The 16,336-nt window shown below is 44.4% G+C and carries 16 protein-coding genes; 9 read left to right on the top strand and 7 right to left on the bottom strand.

Features of this window, described 5'->3' with window-relative positions:
- Nucleotides 1-2: 2 nt before the first annotated feature.
- The gene (locus tag ACHUET_RS08925; RefSeq protein ID WP_394212251.1) at nt 3-1,457 is read left to right on the top strand and encodes a class I SAM-dependent methyltransferase; all 1,455 of its coding nucleotides are present in this window, start codon (nt 3-5) and stop codon (nt 1,455-1,457) included.
- A gap of 116 nt (nt 1,458-1,573) precedes the next feature.
- Here the strand turns inward: ACHUET_RS08925 and ACHUET_RS08920 are convergent, their stop codons facing one another.
- The gene (locus ACHUET_RS08920; RefSeq protein ID WP_463556411.1) at nt 1,574-2,866 is read right to left on the bottom strand and encodes an MFS transporter; all 1,293 of its coding nucleotides are present in this window, start codon (nt 2,864-2,866) and stop codon (nt 1,574-1,576) included.
- Here ACHUET_RS08920 and ACHUET_RS08915 point away from each other — a divergent pair.
- The 4 genes from ACHUET_RS08915 (at nt 2,852) to ACHUET_RS08900 (ending at nt 6,154) form a co-directional block, all read left to right on the top strand.
- Nucleotides 2,852-3,742: a LysR family transcriptional regulator gene (locus ACHUET_RS08915; RefSeq protein WP_394212249.1), complete on the top strand. Its 891-nt coding sequence runs from the start codon at nt 2,852-2,854 to the stop codon at nt 3,740-3,742. The two genes, ACHUET_RS08920 and ACHUET_RS08915, sit on opposite strands and share 15 nt — an antisense overlap.
- Nucleotides 3,743-3,781: 39 nt before the next feature.
- Nucleotides 3,782-4,192, top strand: coding sequence for a DUF2177 family protein (locus tag ACHUET_RS08910; RefSeq protein ID WP_071001940.1), 411 nt, complete (start codon nt 3,782-3,784; stop codon nt 4,190-4,192).
- A 154-nt stretch (nt 4,193-4,346) separates the two neighbouring features.
- Nucleotides 4,347-4,892 (top strand): acyl-CoA thioesterase, encoded by a 546-nt coding sequence (locus ACHUET_RS08905; RefSeq protein WP_394212247.1) that lies wholly within the window; start codon nt 4,347-4,349, stop codon nt 4,890-4,892.
- A 173-nt stretch (nt 4,893-5,065) separates the two neighbouring features.
- Nucleotides 5,066-6,154, top strand: a complete 1,089-nt coding sequence (locus ACHUET_RS08900; protein ID WP_394212245.1) for a cation diffusion facilitator family transporter — start codon at nt 5,066-5,068, stop codon at nt 6,152-6,154.
- Nucleotides 6,155-6,325: 171 nt separating this feature from the next.
- Here ACHUET_RS08900 and dps read toward each other — a convergent pair whose 3' ends face one another.
- Nucleotides 6,326-6,808 (bottom strand): DNA starvation/stationary phase protection protein Dps, encoded by a 483-nt coding sequence (gene dps, locus ACHUET_RS08895; RefSeq protein ID WP_201598413.1) that lies wholly within the window; start codon nt 6,806-6,808, stop codon nt 6,326-6,328.
- A 457-nt stretch (nt 6,809-7,265) separates the two neighbouring features.
- On the opposite strand from dps, the gene uvrB reads away from it, so the two are divergent.
- From uvrB to ACHUET_RS08880, 3 genes are all read left to right on the top strand, one after another.
- Entirely contained in the window at nt 7,266-9,377 is a 2,112-nt protein-coding gene (uvrB, locus tag ACHUET_RS08890) for an excinuclease ABC subunit UvrB (protein WP_238036877.1), read from the top strand.
- A 92-nt stretch (nt 9,378-9,469) separates the two neighbouring features.
- Entirely contained in the window at nt 9,470-9,631 is a 162-nt protein-coding gene (locus ACHUET_RS08885; protein WP_394212242.1) for a hypothetical protein, read from the top strand.
- A 262-nt stretch (nt 9,632-9,893) separates the two neighbouring features.
- The gene (locus tag ACHUET_RS08880; protein WP_394212241.1) at nt 9,894-10,271 is read left to right on the top strand and encodes a hypothetical protein; all 378 of its coding nucleotides are present in this window, start codon (nt 9,894-9,896) and stop codon (nt 10,269-10,271) included.
- Nucleotides 10,272-10,426: 155 nt separating this feature from the next.
- Here ACHUET_RS08880 and ACHUET_RS08875 read toward each other — a convergent pair whose 3' ends face one another.
- Entirely contained in the window at nt 10,427-10,816 is a 390-nt protein-coding gene (locus ACHUET_RS08875) for a hypothetical protein (protein ID WP_394212239.1), read from the bottom strand.
- A 173-nt stretch (nt 10,817-10,989) separates the two neighbouring features.
- Entirely contained in the window at nt 10,990-11,505 is a 516-nt protein-coding gene (locus ACHUET_RS08870) for a hypothetical protein (protein ID WP_394212237.1), read from the bottom strand.
- Nucleotides 11,506-11,818: 313 nt separating this feature from the next.
- Here ACHUET_RS08870 and recJ point away from each other — a divergent pair, with 313 nt between their 5' ends.
- Nucleotides 11,819-13,660: a single-stranded-DNA-specific exonuclease RecJ gene (gene recJ, locus ACHUET_RS08865; protein ID WP_394212235.1), complete on the top strand. Its 1,842-nt coding sequence runs from the start codon at nt 11,819-11,821 to the stop codon at nt 13,658-13,660.
- A 78-nt stretch (nt 13,661-13,738) separates the two neighbouring features.
- Here recJ and ACHUET_RS08860 read toward each other — a convergent pair whose 3' ends face one another.
- From ACHUET_RS08860 to ACHUET_RS08850, 3 genes are all read right to left on the bottom strand, one after another.
- Nucleotides 13,739-14,404 carry a trimeric intracellular cation channel family protein gene (locus tag ACHUET_RS08860; RefSeq protein ID WP_394212234.1) on the bottom strand — a complete coding sequence of 222 codons (666 nt, stop codon included), beginning with the start codon at nt 14,402-14,404 and terminating at the stop codon, nt 13,739-13,741.
- Between the two features lie 67 nt (nt 14,405-14,471).
- Nucleotides 14,472-15,107, bottom strand: coding sequence for a trimeric intracellular cation channel family protein (locus ACHUET_RS08855; protein ID WP_201598401.1), 636 nt, complete (start codon nt 15,105-15,107; stop codon nt 14,472-14,474).
- Between the two features lie 105 nt (nt 15,108-15,212).
- Nucleotides 15,213-16,325: a multidrug resistance efflux transporter family protein gene (locus tag ACHUET_RS08850; RefSeq protein ID WP_394212232.1), complete on the bottom strand. Its 1,113-nt coding sequence runs from the start codon at nt 16,323-16,325 to the stop codon at nt 15,213-15,215.
- Nucleotides 16,326-16,336 lie beyond the last annotated feature (11 nt).

The raw sequence follows: 16,336 nt of genomic DNA, 5'->3' as shown, positions 1-16,336 counted from the left end.
CGATGTCAGTACGACCGACCGACCGAGCACCAGTGACAAGATTAGAGAAGTTAACCGCTCGCATGAGTAAAGTAGTTAACGAAAGTGCCGTACTACAACCAGTGAGTGATGGCGTGAATCATTTAGCCAGAAAGCTTATATTTCGTGCACTGCAGCATATCCAGTTTGGCAGCCTTACTTTGATTGAGACCTTTGGTAAACAAGAATCTAAGACAACTCGCTTTGGTATTGTCGCCCCTAGCGCAGCAAGTAGTTCAGCGGTTGGTCGTCACCCTCTGCATGTCACACTGCGTATTCATGATAATGCTGTCTATCGTCAACTGCTGTTGGGTGGCTCTATCGCTTTAGCAGACAGTTATATCGATGGCGAGTGGGAGACGGATGATTTGACGGGCTTGATTCGCTTGGCGGCGCGTAATTTAGCAGTGCTCAATAAACTAGAAAATCGTTTTGCTGGTATTAGTAAAGCATTTGAAAAAGCGAAGCATCAGCTACGTAGCAATGATAAATCTGGTTCTAAATCTAATATCCTAGCGCATTATGACTTGGGCAACGATATGTATCAGCGTTTTTTGGACGATACGATGATGTACTCGTCAGCCGTATATCCGACGCCTGATGTGACGCTTAGCGATGCTCAGCAGCACAAGCTGTCGCTAATCTGCCAACGCCTGCAACTCGATGCAGACGATCGTGTGATTGAAATTGGTACAGGGTGGGGCGGATTCGCTATCTATGCAGCTACTCATTATGGCTGCCATGTGACCACCACGACTATCTCTGATGCTCAGTATGATGAGGCGCAGAGACGAGTCGAAGCGGCAGGATTGTCTGATAAGATCACGCTACTCAAACAAGATTACCGCGAGTTGACGGGGCAATACGACAAGCTGGTCAGTATCGAGATGATTGAAGCGGTGGGACATGAGTACTTACCAACATTCTTTGCCAAGTGCAATAGCTTGCTAAAACCGACGGGTCTTATGGTATTGCAGGCCATCACTTTTAATGATCAGAATTATCAAGACTATATCGACTCGGTTGATTTTATCCAAACGCATATTTTCCCAGGTGGCTGTTTGCTTTCCAACCAAGAGCTGACGACACAGTTTACTGAGCAGACTGACATGGTCGTCAAGCAATTACATGATTATGGCTTTGATTATGCATACACGCTGCGTGATTGGCGTGCTGCGTTTATGGCACAGCGTGCAGAGATTCAAGCGCTTGGCTATGACGATGCCTTTATCCGCCTATGGGAGTTTTATTTCTGTTACTGCGAAGGGGGATTCTTGGAGCGTACGATTGGTGTGGTCCAAGTCACTGCGGTGAAGCCTAACAATATCGACACGCTACATTTTTCTGATTTGCCAAGTGCAGTCTTGAAGAACGAAACGGTTTCGAACGATGAGACGGCCTTTCATGACGCAGATATGGCAGACACCGTGTCGGTATAAGTCTGATGATATAGATATGGTTTGTTCATAACATTCATAGGGTCTCATACTGCATAAACAGTTTGAGACCCATATATTGAGAGGTTGTACGTTGAAAGGTTGTATATTTAAAAGTTCTAGGATGTTTTCAGGGCACGCTTATCACGCAGACCGGAATAGCGTGTCACCGCTAATGCCATTAAAGAGATGACAGCACCGATCCAAGCTGTGTCTTGTAATGACATATTTTCAACCACGCTACCACCGATGATTGAGCCTAGTGCAATACCGATATTGAATGCAGCAATGTTCAATCCAGAGGCGACATCGACGGCGTTTGGCGTATACTTTTCAGCTTGTTTGACCACGTAGATTTGTAGGCCCGGTACATTACCAAAGGCGAAAGCACCCCATGCCAAAATAGTGAGTACAGCAGCAATTTTGGATTGCATGGTAAAGGTGAACAGTAAAAGAATGACACTTAAGGTGCTAAATATAATGCTAAGCGCACTAATAGGGCCACGTTTATCTGCAAGTTTGCCGCCCCAGATATTACCGATCGCAACGGACACGCCATATACGAGCATGATAAGACCAATGGCTGATGGCGCAAATTTGGTTTGCTGCTCTAAGATAGGTGCTAGATAAGTAAATGCCGTAAACGTACCACCATAGCCAAGGATAGTCATTAGATAAACCAGTAGTAATTGTGGTTTTACAATGACTTGTAATTGCTCTTTGAAGGTTGCAGGGATAGATTTTTTTAGGTTTTTTGGTACTAATATGGCGCTACCGATTAAAGCGAGTAAACCCAGTGCTGAGACGACTAAAAACGTAGCGTGCCAACCGAAATGCTGTCCAATCCATGTACCAAGGGGTACACCAGTGACGAGTGCCACGGTAAGTCCGGTAAACATAATGGCAATTGCGCTGGCTTCTTTTTCTTTACTGACAAGGCTGGTAGCAATCATGGAACCAATAGAGAAAAATACGCCATGCGCCAGACCGGTCAAGATACGGGCAAGTATTAAGGTTTTATAACTGGGTGCTTGCCAAGCCAGCAAGTTGCCGATGACAAATAAACCCATTAGGCTCATCAGTACTATTTTACGATTCCAGCGGCCAGTGAGTGCGGTAAGTATAGGGGCACCGATAGCGACACCAACGGCATATAGGCTGACGAGCAACCCTGCTGAAGGCAGGCTCACGCCCAGATCGGCGGCAATAGTTGGTACCAATCCAACGATGACAAATTCGGTTGTCCCAATTGCAAATGCGCTTAGAGTAAGCGCCCATAAAGCGAGTGGCATAACGACATCCTGATAATTAAATGATGCACGTAGTTTGACCGATTTATAGTTTGCAAAAAACAGCACAAATGACAAAATACCTTTGTCGATTTTGTAAAGGTCATCATGATGATGGGACATGCTAAAACAGAAGACATAGAGATATTTTTGACCGTATTGGATACGGGCAGCTTTACTGGCGCGGCCAACGTGCTGAATCAGCAAGTCGCTAAAGTATCTCGTGCTGTGTCCAGACTCGAAGATACGCTGCAATGCACGCTGCTAAACAGAACAACACGGCGCTTGGAGCTGACGGAGGAAGGGCATGTCTTTATTAGATATGCGCGTGAGAGTTTAAATACGTTATATACTGGTGAAGAGGCGCTTAAGCTGTTAAAACAAGCGCCGAGTGGGCATCTACGAATTGACGCTGCGAGTCCGTTTGTATTGCATCAGCTGACGCCTTTGGTTGGTGAGTTTGTGCAGCAGTATGCGCATATCACGCTGGATTTGACCTCGCATGACAACATCATCGACTTACTCGAGCACAAGACGGATCTGGCCATCAGAATTGGCGATTTAAAAGACTCAAATTTGCATGCGCGTTTATTGGGTAAAAGTAAGCTGCGGCTAGTAGTCAGTCCTGAATATTTACATCAGCATAATGAGGTAACTCATATTGATGACTTGAGCACTCATAAATTAATTGGCTTTAACGATGCGTCGAAGCTAAATAGCTGGCCACTAAAAACACCAGTGAAACTGAACTTTCATATGACTGGCAGTAGCGGCGAGACCTTGCGTCAGCTGTGTTTAAATCATCAAGGTATCGCTTTACTGTCACATTTTATGATTGGTGAAGACTTGAAATCTGGACGATTGGTTGAGGTGTTGCCTGAGGCGATAGTAACACCAAACAATCGCGAAGCCATACAGGCGGTCTATTACAAAAACAGCGCGGTATCATCGCGTATTTTAGTATTTTTAGACTTTATTCAGCCACGACTGACATTATAAGTTTTATCCGTTTTTATTCATTTTATAAGGGGTATTATCATGGGTTATGTTTTTATTTATCTCGCTGCTGTGGTCATCTTTTTGGGCGTGGACGCTGTTTGGCTAACGACCATGAAAGGGGCTTTTTATGAGTCGCGTATCGGTCATCTATTGGCGGATGAACCAAATATGATGGCCGCTGGTATCTTTTATATGTTTTATATCTTGGCACTCTGCATATTGATTCTATATCCACAAATCAAAGCAGGCGCATCGGTGGGTCATATTTTCTTACTCGGTGGACTGATTGGCCTGATGGCTTACGGTACATATGACTTTACTAACTTGGCACTATACAAGGGCTTTACGTTAGATACAGCGCTCGTTGACTTTGTATGGGGCGGTGTTTTAACGGGTTCGGTTAGCGCGATTGTCGCTTGGCTGGCTTATCGTTTTCACTGGTTAAGCTAACCAAGATCGCCCTTTTTCATAAAAGCTGGCCCTATATAACTCTGATTTACAGAACCCAGACCGATTAGAGACACAGGGCTGTTTGCGCTATTTGGTGTCCTACTGTATAAATGGTAGGCACAACAAATAAGTGTCAAACCATTTAAGGAACGTTATGCCGCAATACAATACCAGCTCGACTGCCAAAAAAGCCCCATTGAACCATGAGCTGTACATGTCGATTTTGATGACGCCTGATATGGCAAACTTCATTGGTAACGTACATGGTGGTGACTTGCTCAAGATGCTCGATCAGGTCGCTTACGCTTGTGCCAGTCGCTATAGTGGCAACTATGTGGTGACATTATCGGTGGATCAGGTCATGTTCCGTGAGCCAATATATGTGGGTGAGCTGGTTACCTTTGCGGCTAGTGTCAACTATGTCGGCACTACGTCAATGGAGATAGGCATTCGCGTCGAAGCAGAAGACGTACGTGCTCGAAAAGTCCGCCACACCAATAGCTGTTACTTTACGATGGTTGCTATCGATGATAATGGTAAGCCAACCGCTGTGCCGCCACTTGATATAAAAAATAATCTACAGCAGTGCCGTGCCGATGCTGCAAAAGAGCGAAAAAAACTGCGGATAGATAGCTCACATCGCCCCAGTTGTGACCTCGAAACAATGAATGGCAAGTTTGATGAAGATAATGCTAAATAAGCTAGCAATTTTGATTATCAAATGCTAGCTGGTTAATAACCAATACCTGATGCAACGACTCACTAAAAAGACACTGATATTGTAAAGCGCTTACTTTAAGCTAATGGGTATTTCAAGCCATTCTTCTATGGTGAATATATTCACTATTAACGTGTTATTCCAGTGAGTTCAGTATGAGTCTAAAGCCATCCGTTGGTAATCCCCAACATCATTCGTCAGCTTCTTCTAAAGTGCCGAGTCATCGTGCGCGTGGAGCTGGCAACCTGACAACCTTCAATGATCCTGAATTAAAGCATACCCTTAACCAAAGTCCCGAAACCAACGATGAGCACTCAGGCTCGCTCATTACGGTGTTGATTGCCGTTGGTGCCAATCTCATTATCGCCATTGCAAAAACAGTGGCCGCTTTTATGACAGGATCTGCTTCCATGATTGCTGAAGCAGCTCATTCATGGGCGGATGCGGGCAATGGTACGTTGCTGATTGTCGCAGAAAAAAAATCTGTTAAACCTGCTGATAAGAGCCATCCATTAGGCTATGGCAAAGAGTCATACGTCTGGTCAATGATTGCTGCTTTTGGTGTATTTACGGCAGGCTCGATTGTGTCTATTTATACGGGTATTAAAGAGTGGAATGCTACTGAATCTGAGACCAATTATACGATTGCTTTTATCGTTTTAGCGGTAGCGTTTATACTTGAAGGATTTTCATTGATTCAAGCATATAGACAAAGTAAAAAGCATGGTGAGGCGCTCGATATTAGCGCGCTTGGCTATGTGGTAGATACCTCTAATCCTACCTTGCGCGGTGTGTTTTTTGAGGATTTAGCTGCCGTTATTGGCTTGGTGGTTGCCGCCGCCGCTATGGGCATGCATGCCTATACTGGAGAGGCATACTGGGATGCGCTTGGTTCTATCATTGTAGGCTTATTACTGGGGGTGGTCGCGATATTTTTGATTAGCCGTAACCGTGATTTTTTGGTGGGGTATAGAGTCACTGACCGTATGCACGAATACGTCTTGAGCGAATTACTCAATCATCCAGATATCGATAGTGTGTCCTATCTACACTTAGAGTGGGTTGGTCCTAAAAAGATCTTTATGGTCGCCGCAGTGGATATCGCAGGCAATCAGAAAGAAGAGCATATCGCTCAAAAGTTTGAAGAGATTGAAAACTTGTTCCGTGATAATGCTGTTTTTCAGGAAGCTATCTTGACATTATCGGTGCCAAATGCTGATATTCTGAAATTAGAAGATATTTGATCTATAAAGCCAGTCAATAAAAGAAAATACAGTAAACGGATTCATTGACAGTAAGCAAATTGTTAGAGATTCAATACGTCATTCGTTGTGTTAGACACAAAAAAGCCGTCAACAATGACGGCTTTTTCTGTTCGTAATTATGAATCTAAAAATCCACTAATTTACGGATACTTATTTCTTTGGCGCATTCGCACCGATGAACCAAGCATCTTTATCGATGATACGGCTAGCTTCTGTAAATAGGTCAGCGGTATCTTCATCACCAGCGTCGCCAGCAGTAGCGATAGCTTCTCTTAATGCTTCTGCTACTTTTTTGTAGCGGCTAGTTAGCTCGCGTACATGCTGATCTACCTCAGTAATATCAGTTGGGTAATCATCTAAGATAGACTCTTTTACCACACGACTTGCTAAGCCGTTTGGTTGGCCGCCCAAAATCACAATACGCTCAGCGATAGTATCTGATACTTCAAGGATACGATCTGACGTTTCGTCTAATAACTGATGTACACCGATGAAACCAGTACCTTGTAGGTTCCAATGGCACTGTTTGCCATCTAAGGTTAGATCAATAACGTTTGCTAGGTTAGCATTTAGCAAATCAATCATTTTTTTGGCGGTATCGTCTGAAATTCCACTTGCGTAACGTTCTCTCATGTTTTACTCCGTTATTTATTTAAAATTATTATATTGAATGAAATGTTCAATGTATTGTTATTAGTCTTTTACTCTTATCTGATGACAATCAATCCAAAATAAACGATATAAAAAATATCTCTATCAATCGGCTGATAATCACCTGCTTGTTAATTCATGATCGATAATAGCAGCTTAAATCAATGTTGGAACCCCTGAGTGTTAGGCTTTGTTAGGTGGTCGTGTAACGGGTTTGTTAACCGTGAAAATCTTTGTAAATTTATCAAAGTCTGTGTGCGTTTTTTATAACAACAGCAGGTTTATTTATCGATAAATAGTATCTTTACGGACTTATATTTTGCGTAGCGCGATATGGCAATATGTATGAGATAAGACTCGTCATTATCCGTTAAAAAGCCTTTAAAAACCGCTGCTCAGACCCCATATTGTTATAAACTTTAATAAGAAGAAAATCATTATGAGAATGCCTGAACCGCGCTCATCGCGTCAGTTAAACCAATTGGCCACTCAGCTCCAAGGCGAAGCTGAAATCAGTGGTGTTAATGCATCGGGGACGCAAATCTCAAGCCGTGCCTTTGAGATGGTCACAGATTTTGAGCCAGCAGGCGATCAGCCGCAAGCCATTGAAAAGCTGGTCAAAGGTATTGATTCTGGGATGGATGAACAGCTATTGCTAGGTGTGACTGGCTCTGGTAAGACTTATACCATGGCCAAGGTCATCTCTGAGTGTCAGCGCCCAACCATCATTATGGCACACAACAAGACGCTTGCTGCTCAGCTATATGGTGAGTTTAAGTCGTTTTTCCCGAACAATGCGGTTGAATACTTCGTTAGCTATTATGACTATTATCAGCCGGAAGCCTATGTCGCCGCCAGTGATACCTTTATCGAAAAAGACAGCGCCATTAACGATCACATTGATCAGATGCGTCTGTCTGCCACTCGTGCACTACTTGAGCGTCGTGATGCGATTATCGTTGCATCGGTATCGTGTATTTATGGTCTGGGTGATCCGGAAAGCTATCTAAAAATGCTGCTACATGTAGTTGTTGGTGATCAGATAGACCGTACGGCAACTATTAAGCGTTTGGTTGAGATGCAGTACACCCGTAATGAGTTAGATTTCGGCCGTGGTACCTATCGTTTGCGTGGTGAGCTGTTAGACATCTATCCTGCTGAGTCGGAGCAGTTGGCGGTACGCGTGCATTTGTTTGACAATGAAGTGGAGAAAATTACTTGGTTTGATCCATTGACGGGCAAAACTGTACGCAGCGTGCCACGTATTACCATTTATCCAAAATCGCATTATGTAACGCCGCGCAATAAGTTAGAAGCGGCCAGTGAAACCATACGCGCTGAGCTGGAGCCGCGTTTGGAGTATTTCCGTGAAAACAATAAGCTGATTGAGGCACAGCGTCTCAAAGAGCGTACCCAGTATGATCTTGAGATGATTCAGCAGCTTGGCTACTGTAATGGTATCGAAAACTACTCACAGCATCTATCTGGTCGTCCATCAGGGGAAGCGCCACCGACGTTGTTTGATTATATTCCAGAAGATGCGTTACTGTTCCTCGATGAATCACACGTTACGGTCTCTCAGATTGGCGCGATGTACAAAGGAGATAGATCACGCAAAGAAAACTTGGTCAACTATGGCTTTCGTCTGCCAAGTGCGATGAATAATCGCCCAATGAAGTTTGAAGAGTGGGAGCGCATCAAACCCAAAACCATTTACGTCAGTGCCACGCCAGCGTTGTATGAGCTGGAACACAGCGAGCAGGTGGTTGAGCAGGTCGTACGTCCAACGGGTTTGATTGACCCTGAGATCGAGATACGTCCGGTCTTGACACAGGTCGATGATGTGCTGTCTGAGATTACCAAACGCCGTGAAAAAGACGAGCGTGTACTGATTACCACATTGACTAAGCGTATGTCAGAAGACTTGACCAGCTATCTAAAAGAGTATGGTGTCAAGGTCGCCTATCTGCATTCGGATATCGACACGGTAGAACGCATGGAGATCATTCATGAGCTACGTACTGGCGTGCATGACGTGCTAGTCGGTATCAACTTGCTGCGTGAAGGTTTGGATATGCCTGAGGTCTCATTGGTGGCGATATTTGACGCTGATAAAGAAGGCTTCTTGCGCTCTGAGCGTTCACTTATTCAGACCATTGGTCGTGCCGCACGTCACTTGAACGGTAAAGCCATTCTCTATGCTGATCGTATTACACCAAGTATGCAAAAGGCGATAGATGAGACCGACCGTCGCCGTGATAAGCAAATCGCCTTTAACCTTGAGCATAACATCACGCCAAAAGGCGCACGCCGTAGTATCACGGATAAAATTGATACGGGTGATGACCACGATGCCAATGACAATCAAGTGATACCAATCAAGAGCAATTTGCCTGATGTGGATATCAATATCTTGCGTAGTCCGGATTTACTTGCCAAAGAAATCAAACGCCTTGAGAAACAAATGCAGCAAATGTCGCGTGACTTGAAGTTTGAGGAAGCAGCAAAGACTCGTGATAAGGTGCTAGAGCTAAAAGCGCATTTGATCTGATAGGTTGGGTATAGCAAAGGTGAGGTGCTTAGGAAGTGCTTCACCTTTTTTCATGGTTGACTCTATAGTAGAGCGTCTAAAAAGATTACGATGTGAAAACCTATATCCACAGAATGCGCGAGCATGGTATTGCTGTTGATTGTGAGTTTGTGTCTATCACGGGCTTTAATCGCTTAACACTGGGCAGGCCTGATGAGATGGCAATATTCGTGGAGGTGCTCAAGTTGTTTCGTGAGAAAGGTTGGTTTAATTAAGTCAGCTAGTATTCAAGACAAGAAAAAATGACGTTGCTCATTGGTCGCTTTTTTTGTTACCTCTATATTGAATATAAAGCCAACCTGCCTTCTTACCAACATCAAACGCAGTTTTACATATCGCACCTTAAAAAACCGCTCTATATCTTATAAAATACTTGTGTAAAGCATGACCCACTAAGCATTTATATAAATGCTGTGCAATAACTATAAAGTTAGGCATGCTCACGTATCTGATAATTATAAAGTTAGGGATGTACTTATGTTTGATATCAAGTCGTTTTTTAAGAGAGAAGTAGAAAAAAAGCTCATCAACGTAGATGATTATATTTTTATGCCTGAGCGCGTAGAGATGGAGCTCGAAGGTGGTCAACTGAACTGTGTATTGAATAGTGATGGTCGAGTAGATATTTTTTATAGTAAAGAAGGCGTGACTGAGGTCGGTTCAGCATCGCGTAAGCATCCGTTTACTGCATTCGAAAAAGAGCTATACCACGGTATCTATGACGACGTTATCAGTGATTTGGTTAAGGAAGTGGATAAAATCATCGACGGCTCTTCTAAGTATTTCCGCCGTGGCCAGTTATTGCCTTTTACCGCTGCTTTGTCACAGAATCCATCGGACTCCAATAAGTTCTAGGCTGCTGAGCTGAACTAGACTGAAAGTATGGTAAAAAAAGGTATGGTAAAAAAGCAAGCGAATAAAAAAGGTGCGTTATAAACAACGCACCTTTTTTATTCGCTTGCTTTGACGTGTAACGATAGAGTGATGCATATCGTTATATAGGTTACGGCTTATTTGACAAAACTGGCATAGCAGCTTTGTAGAGATTTTGCGACAACTCTAGTGACCAGTTGGGTACGATACTGTGAGTCGATAGCGGCGTTGCCCAGTTCAACGATAGTCACTTGCTGCGGCGCTTGCTCACTCACGCAACCACAAACGTTACTTTTGACAGACTCTTGCTGCGCTTCCGTCATGGCGACGCTTGCAACACGCCAAGCGGTTTGTTTTTCAATTTGGCTACGGCATTGGTTGTCGATCGCAGCTCTGAAGACATTCATGCCAATTTCATTTGCGGTACCGATTGCTGTGCCTGTGCCGTTATTTGTAGCACCTGTCGTGGTGCAGCCTGCTAGCGCAAAAGTAGCCAACATAACTGTCGAAGCCAAAAGTTTTTTCATAAATGAATCCTGTAAGGTATTTGATAATCTCTAAAGCTGTATATTATCAGTAAAACATAGCAATGGCATCATTAACCAGTCGCTTGAGACAGTCTGCAATACTGTCACTCACAAAAAAGCCAGCTAAAAAAACTCATAGCTGGCTTTATAGATATGGCATTGCCTAATTTTTATTAGACATTTTTACCATGTTCTTTTTGCTGGATGTCTTTTGCTAGCTTGTAGCATTCGTTGATATGATCAGTAGCGATTTTCTTAAAAATCGTATAACCCATCGTTGCAGCAACCAGTTGACCGCCTAATGGGATAAATTTGGTGACTTGTTTTGCCGCGATACGACCACCAAAGCCTTGAATGGTTTTCTTAACGATACCACGTGTCGCCATCAGCCCTGCAAAATCGACGGTACGGTCTTTGACAGCGCTCCAATGCACTTCGCGTGATTGTAGGTTAATGGCTGATTGACGGTCTTCGATCAGACCAAAACGTTCGCTAATCTCAGGAATCAATTGCGTCAGCATACCAGCATCAACCGCCACATCAAAGAACGGTACAGGAACGATGGCAACACCAGCAGAGACTCTGGCACGTTTTTTTACCATGCCAAGGCATTCTTTTTTAACTTGATCAAGATCCAAGCTAGGATCAATCGTATTTGGTAGTTTTTCAGCAGCTGGTGTGGTTTTCATAAAGTATCCTTATAAATAATTAAAACATTAATAATGTAAAACTCAATAATTAGCAAGTCTCTCAGTTGCTTACTATTCTATGGATTTATAAGCGCCATACAATCATTGCTTTGTAGCAAAATGCAGAAAAATACGGTCACTATGCATCCTTTTTGTAAATAAAGAGCCGTATGCGATGAGTGCCCACTGAACATATTCCTTCAAAGTATTATTTCAGCCAATCCCTTTGGTAAATAAATGCAATATTAGCTAGTGTACAGATACACTATAAATTGTCGTTGTGACCCCGCTTTAAAGGCAGTAAAATACGCTCATGCTAAATTTAACCCCCCGTAATACCAGCACTCGCATTGACGAGTTGCCCGCCGCGTTGCAACCACTGGCCGCCCAATCATTGACGCTCGCTCGCTTATATGCGGGTCGAGGTATCACTACGCCTGATGAGCTGGAGACTGGCTTGTCTGGCCTGTTGCCTGCTGACATGCTGCACGGTATCGCTGAAGCCGTGCGTCTATTGGACATCGCTATCGATGACGGTCAGCGCATCCTGATCGTTGGTGACTTTGACTGTGATGGCGCAACCAGTACCGCGCTGATGATGCGCGCACTCACAAAGATGGGTGCAGTCGTCGATTTTTTAGTGCCCGATCGTTTTAAATACGGTTATGGGCTAACGCCAGAGATCGTCGAATTGGGCATCGCAACCTTTCAGCCAGACATGATAGTGACGGTCGATAACGGTATCTCCAGTCATGAAGGTGTGGCGCGCGCCCAAGCGGATGGTATTACGGTAATTATCACGGACCATCATCTCACGACCAAAGAGACGCCACCCGCTGAAGCCGTTGTCAATCCCAATCAGCTTGCTTGTAATTTCACCAGTAAAGCACTGGTCGGGGTAGGGGTCGCGTTTTATGTGCTCGGACGATTGGCAAAGCTGCGCCGTGACGCTGGTAAGTCTACGGTACAGGTTAGTCAGTATTTAGATTTGGTCGCGCTTGGGACGATTGCTGACGTTGGCGTGCTCGATAAAAACAATCGTATCTTAGTGCATCATGGGCTATCTGCTATTCGTCAAGGTCGCTGCTGTATGGGTATTTTGGCGTTGCTTGAGCAAGCAGGCCGTGACCCCAAGCAATTACACGCGCAGGATTTTGGCTTTGTCTTAGGGCCACGTATCAATGCAGCTGGACGTATGGATAATATGCGTATCGGAATTGAGTGCCTATTGACTGAAGATTGGAGCACCGCCCAGCGTTTGGCGCAAGAGCTTGAGCAACTAAACCGTACACGCCGTCATGTAGAAGGCGAGATGCGTGCGCAGGCAGATAGTATCGTACAGGCATTGGCTACTGAAACTGATATTGAGATCGATGAAAATACAAGTGACAGTGGCGATGACCTCATTACTCAGGAAGTTAATACTCAATTCGCCACTACTCATAAAACAATCCATACAGACACTCGTAGTATCGTTCTGTATCAGGATGATTGGCATCAAGGCGTGATTGGTATTGTCGCTGGACGTTTAAAAGAAAGTCATTACCTACCTAGCATTGTCTTTGCGCCAGCGGATACGGAGCAGACTGGTGAAGACGATGCGATTAAAGGATCAGCCCGGTCGATTGCTGGTGTGCATATTCGTGATGCGATTGAGCAAGTCGCCGAGCGCAATCCTGATCTAATCAGTCATTTTGGTGGTCATGCGATGGCAGCAGGTCTGACCCTAAAGCGTCGTAATTTTGAGGCATTTGTCGCGGCGTTTAATGAAGTTATGGCACAAATGGATGATGACGTATTTGCAGAGCAGAAATTCACTGATGGACCTCTGCAAGCGGGAGATTTTAGCTTGTGTTTCGCTGAACATTTAGCAGATGCTAGCATTTGGGGTCATGGATTTGCACCGCCGATATTTGATGGTGTCTTTGAAGTATTGAGTTTTAAGATATTAAAAGACAAGCACCTTAAACTATCGCTGCGTTATCCAGACGTTCAATATCCGATTGAGGCAATCTGTTTTAACTTTGACAATGATGCTTGGGATTATCGTGCCAAAAAAGTGCATTTATTGTTTCAGCTAGATATCAATGAATGGAACGGCAAACAAAGCTTGCAGCTGATGGTAAAAGACTTGGCTGTGGTAGAGCAGGGTTAAGGCTAGAATATTAAGTGCGGTCAGATTGGAGCGCACTTATACCATTTATTTTATTGCCAGTAGCCTTTTGATTTAGGCTCAGTACTTCCACTCAAGAGTGGGGAACTGCCAATCATAACGAATAGCCAGCATACGCAAGGTAAAAATCGTACTCATCGCAGAGACATCAGCAACCCAATCGGCAACGCCTAAGTTTTTTAGAGCAAAATATAGAATACCCCCAGTTAACGCCGCAGTGATATAAATCTCTTGCTGCAATACCAGTGGAATCTCATTACAAATCATATCGCGAATAATGCCACCAACGATGATGGTGATCACGCCCAATAACAGTGCCACTGGCACATTGGTACCCATGCTATCAGCGACCTTGATACCTATAAGCGTAAAGGCTGATAGACCGATGGTATCGGACAGTTTGAGGAACTTGTCGACTCGTCTTGAGTTTGGATGAAAAAATATCTGCATGGCTAGGGAAGAGATCGTAATGAGCGTCAGATAGCTCATATCTACCATCCAAAACAGCGGATGACGATCCAAAATCACATCGCGTACGGTGCCGCCACCGATGGCTGTGACGATAGAGACTAGTAGGCAACCAAAGACATCAAAGTTCTTATGCTTTGCTAGTATCGTCCCTGAAACGCTACAGGCGATAATCCCAATCATATCAAAAAAATAGATCAAAGAGCGCGGATCAAAAGTAGTGATTAGAGCTGCAGGATCCAACGCGATAGCCAACATAAGCCATTCTCACTATTTTTAATTATCATTTGTCATGTCTAGAGTAATCAATTTACCAAGTAGCTGATTAAGCAACCAGACGAATAGAGGGCAGATGCCAGTCGAACCTAAGCGCCAGCATGCGTACCGCGAAGATCACAAACAGCATAATAAACTCATTGATGCCAGCGCTGACACCGACATACTGTAGGCATAAATACGTCACAGATCCTGCGATACTGGCCGTGATATAAATCTCACGCTGTAATACGAGCGGTATCTCATTACAGATAATATCACGGAGCATCCCACCAATAATGGCTGTCCAGACGCCCATCATAATAGCAACAAGAGGTGACATACCTTGGGTCAATGCGACCTTAAAGCCAATCACGCTAAATGCCGCGAGACCAATGGCATCAAACAGCTTAAGCGCATTATCAATCTTGTGATATAGATGAAAGAATATTTGTAAGATAAGGGATGTCACGGTAATGACGATCACATAGTTGAGATCCGTCATCCAAAACAATGGATGACGATCTAGTGCCATGTCACGTAGCGTACCGCCGCCGATGGCATTGACCATCGAAACCAGGATGCAGCCAGCAATATCAAAGCCTTTGTGCTGAGCGAGCAATGTCCCTGCAATCGCGCAAGCGATGATACCCACCATGTCCAATAAATATAATAGAATATCAGGAAAAATTAAATCATTAACCATGGTTATATTGCCAACTCTTGATCATAAAAAATGATGGGTATTCTCGTTTTAAATGGGTGTTTTGTAGATGAGCCAAACAAAATCAGCGCATCGTTAGAGCGTCATTTAGCCGTCTTTTGCAAAAAATATCAAGCCGATGATAATCAGTACAATACCAACTAGACCTAAGGCTGACGGTAGTGGATTTCCTAGCAGGATCATACCACCAATTAAGGCAAAAATGATTTCGCTGGCTTGGGTCGAGTCAACGCCAGCGACCTCACTTGAGGTCACCGCTTGCTCACGCGCATATAAAAACAGACTGGTCGCGGCCACCCCTGATAACAAGGCGACCAGTAGCGTGTTAAACACCTGCGCGCTACCCGGTAACTCAGGGCGCACTATGATGCCTAAAACGAGCCAAAATGGCAAACTCCCTACGGTCATCAACCACACTTTGTTAAAGGCGTTTTGTAACAGATCCGTCTCGATAACAGGAATACGTCCGATCAAGGTTTGTAGCCTGGAGCTATTCACAGTGTCACGGTCAGCGCCATGCGTATCAGTAGCATCGTGGGCACTGGCCAATAGCGCTGTTTCTGCACGCATCGGCTGCGAGTGGTGCTCACTATCTTGATGCTTATCTTGGTGCCTAGCTTTATGCTGTTTCGCATTGTAAGAGGCCTGCCAAACCAACTGATTGCCAACAGGGTAACTAAACGCCGCGATCAACGCTGGTAGCGCGCCATACAGTAGCATTTGCGTCAGCGGTATGGCATTGGCGTCACTAGGTGCGTGCAAACCTTCACTGACGTTGACCAGTACCACGCCAACAAAGACAATCAACGCATAAAAAATGAATTTTTTATCAAAGCGTTGTCCGAATGCCAGTAAGACAAGCAAACTGGTCACGACGGTAAACATAAAGGTCGCCGCTACGACCCAGCCACTGGCATGATCGCCTGCATAACAGATACCGGTATAAAACACGCCGAAGCCAATACTACCAGTAATGCACCAAAACCCTATATGTTGGCGAAAAATCGCCCATAGCTCACCGATCCGTCCCACGCCATGCTGAACACCAATCATCGCTGTCAATAGCAATAGCATAAAGACATAGCGCAGACTTGCTGACCAAAACCAATGCCCACCAGCAGCGCTCATCAGCTCATTTAATACAAAGGTTGAGCTAAAAAACGCACCTGACAGTAGCCCCAGTAAGATCAGCCGAATCATGTTTCCTCCTT

This window comes from Psychrobacter piscatorii, from assembly GCF_043641605.1.
Classification (GTDB): domain Bacteria; phylum Pseudomonadota; class Gammaproteobacteria; order Pseudomonadales; family Moraxellaceae; genus Psychrobacter; species Psychrobacter piscatorii_C.
This window is presented reverse-complemented; position numbering and strand designations above follow the sequence as displayed.

Bases quoted from the DNA above. Each gene is read 5' to 3' on its own strand.
- ACHUET_RS08910 (WP_071001940.1), top strand. From the start codon at position 3,782: ATGGGTTATGTTTTTATTTATCTCGCTGCTGTGGTCATCTTTTTGGGC.
- ACHUET_RS08875 (WP_394212239.1), bottom strand. From the start codon at position 10,816: ATGAAAAAACTTTTGGCTTCGACAGTTATGTTGGCTACTTTTGCGCTA.
- ACHUET_RS08915 (WP_394212249.1), top strand. From the start codon at position 2,852: ATGATGATGGGACATGCTAAAACAGAAGACATAGAGATATTTTTGACC.
- ACHUET_RS08850 (WP_394212232.1), bottom strand. From the start codon at position 16,325: ATGATTCGGCTGATCTTACTGGGGCTACTGTCAGGTGCGTTTTTTAGC.
- ACHUET_RS08860 (WP_394212234.1), bottom strand. From the start codon at position 14,404: ATGTTGGCTATCGCGTTGGATCCTGCAGCTCTAATCACTACTTTTGAT.
- ACHUET_RS08920 (WP_463556411.1), bottom strand. From the start codon at position 2,866: ATGTCCCATCATCATGATGACCTTTACAAAATCGACAAAGGTATTTTG.
- ACHUET_RS08855 (WP_201598401.1), bottom strand. From the start codon at position 15,107: ATGGTTAATGATTTAATTTTTCCTGATATTCTATTATATTTATTGGAC.
- ACHUET_RS08870 (WP_394212237.1), bottom strand. From the start codon at position 11,505: ATGAAAACCACACCAGCTGCTGAAAAACTACCAAATACGATTGATCCT.
- ACHUET_RS08880 (WP_394212241.1), top strand. From the start codon at position 9,894: ATGTTTGATATCAAGTCGTTTTTTAAGAGAGAAGTAGAAAAAAAGCTC.
- ACHUET_RS08925 (WP_394212251.1), top strand. From the start codon at position 3: ATGTCAGTACGACCGACCGACCGAGCACCAGTGACAAGATTAGAGAAG.
- ACHUET_RS08905 (WP_394212247.1), top strand. From the start codon at position 4,347: ATGCCGCAATACAATACCAGCTCGACTGCCAAAAAAGCCCCATTGAAC.
- recJ (WP_394212235.1), top strand. From the start codon at position 11,819: ATGCTAAATTTAACCCCCCGTAATACCAGCACTCGCATTGACGAGTTG.
- uvrB (WP_238036877.1), top strand. From the start codon at position 7,266: ATGAGAATGCCTGAACCGCGCTCATCGCGTCAGTTAAACCAATTGGCC.
- dps (WP_201598413.1), bottom strand. From the start codon at position 6,808: ATGAGAGAACGTTACGCAAGTGGAATTTCAGACGATACCGCCAAAAAA.
- ACHUET_RS08900 (WP_394212245.1), top strand. From the start codon at position 5,066: ATGAGTCTAAAGCCATCCGTTGGTAATCCCCAACATCATTCGTCAGCT.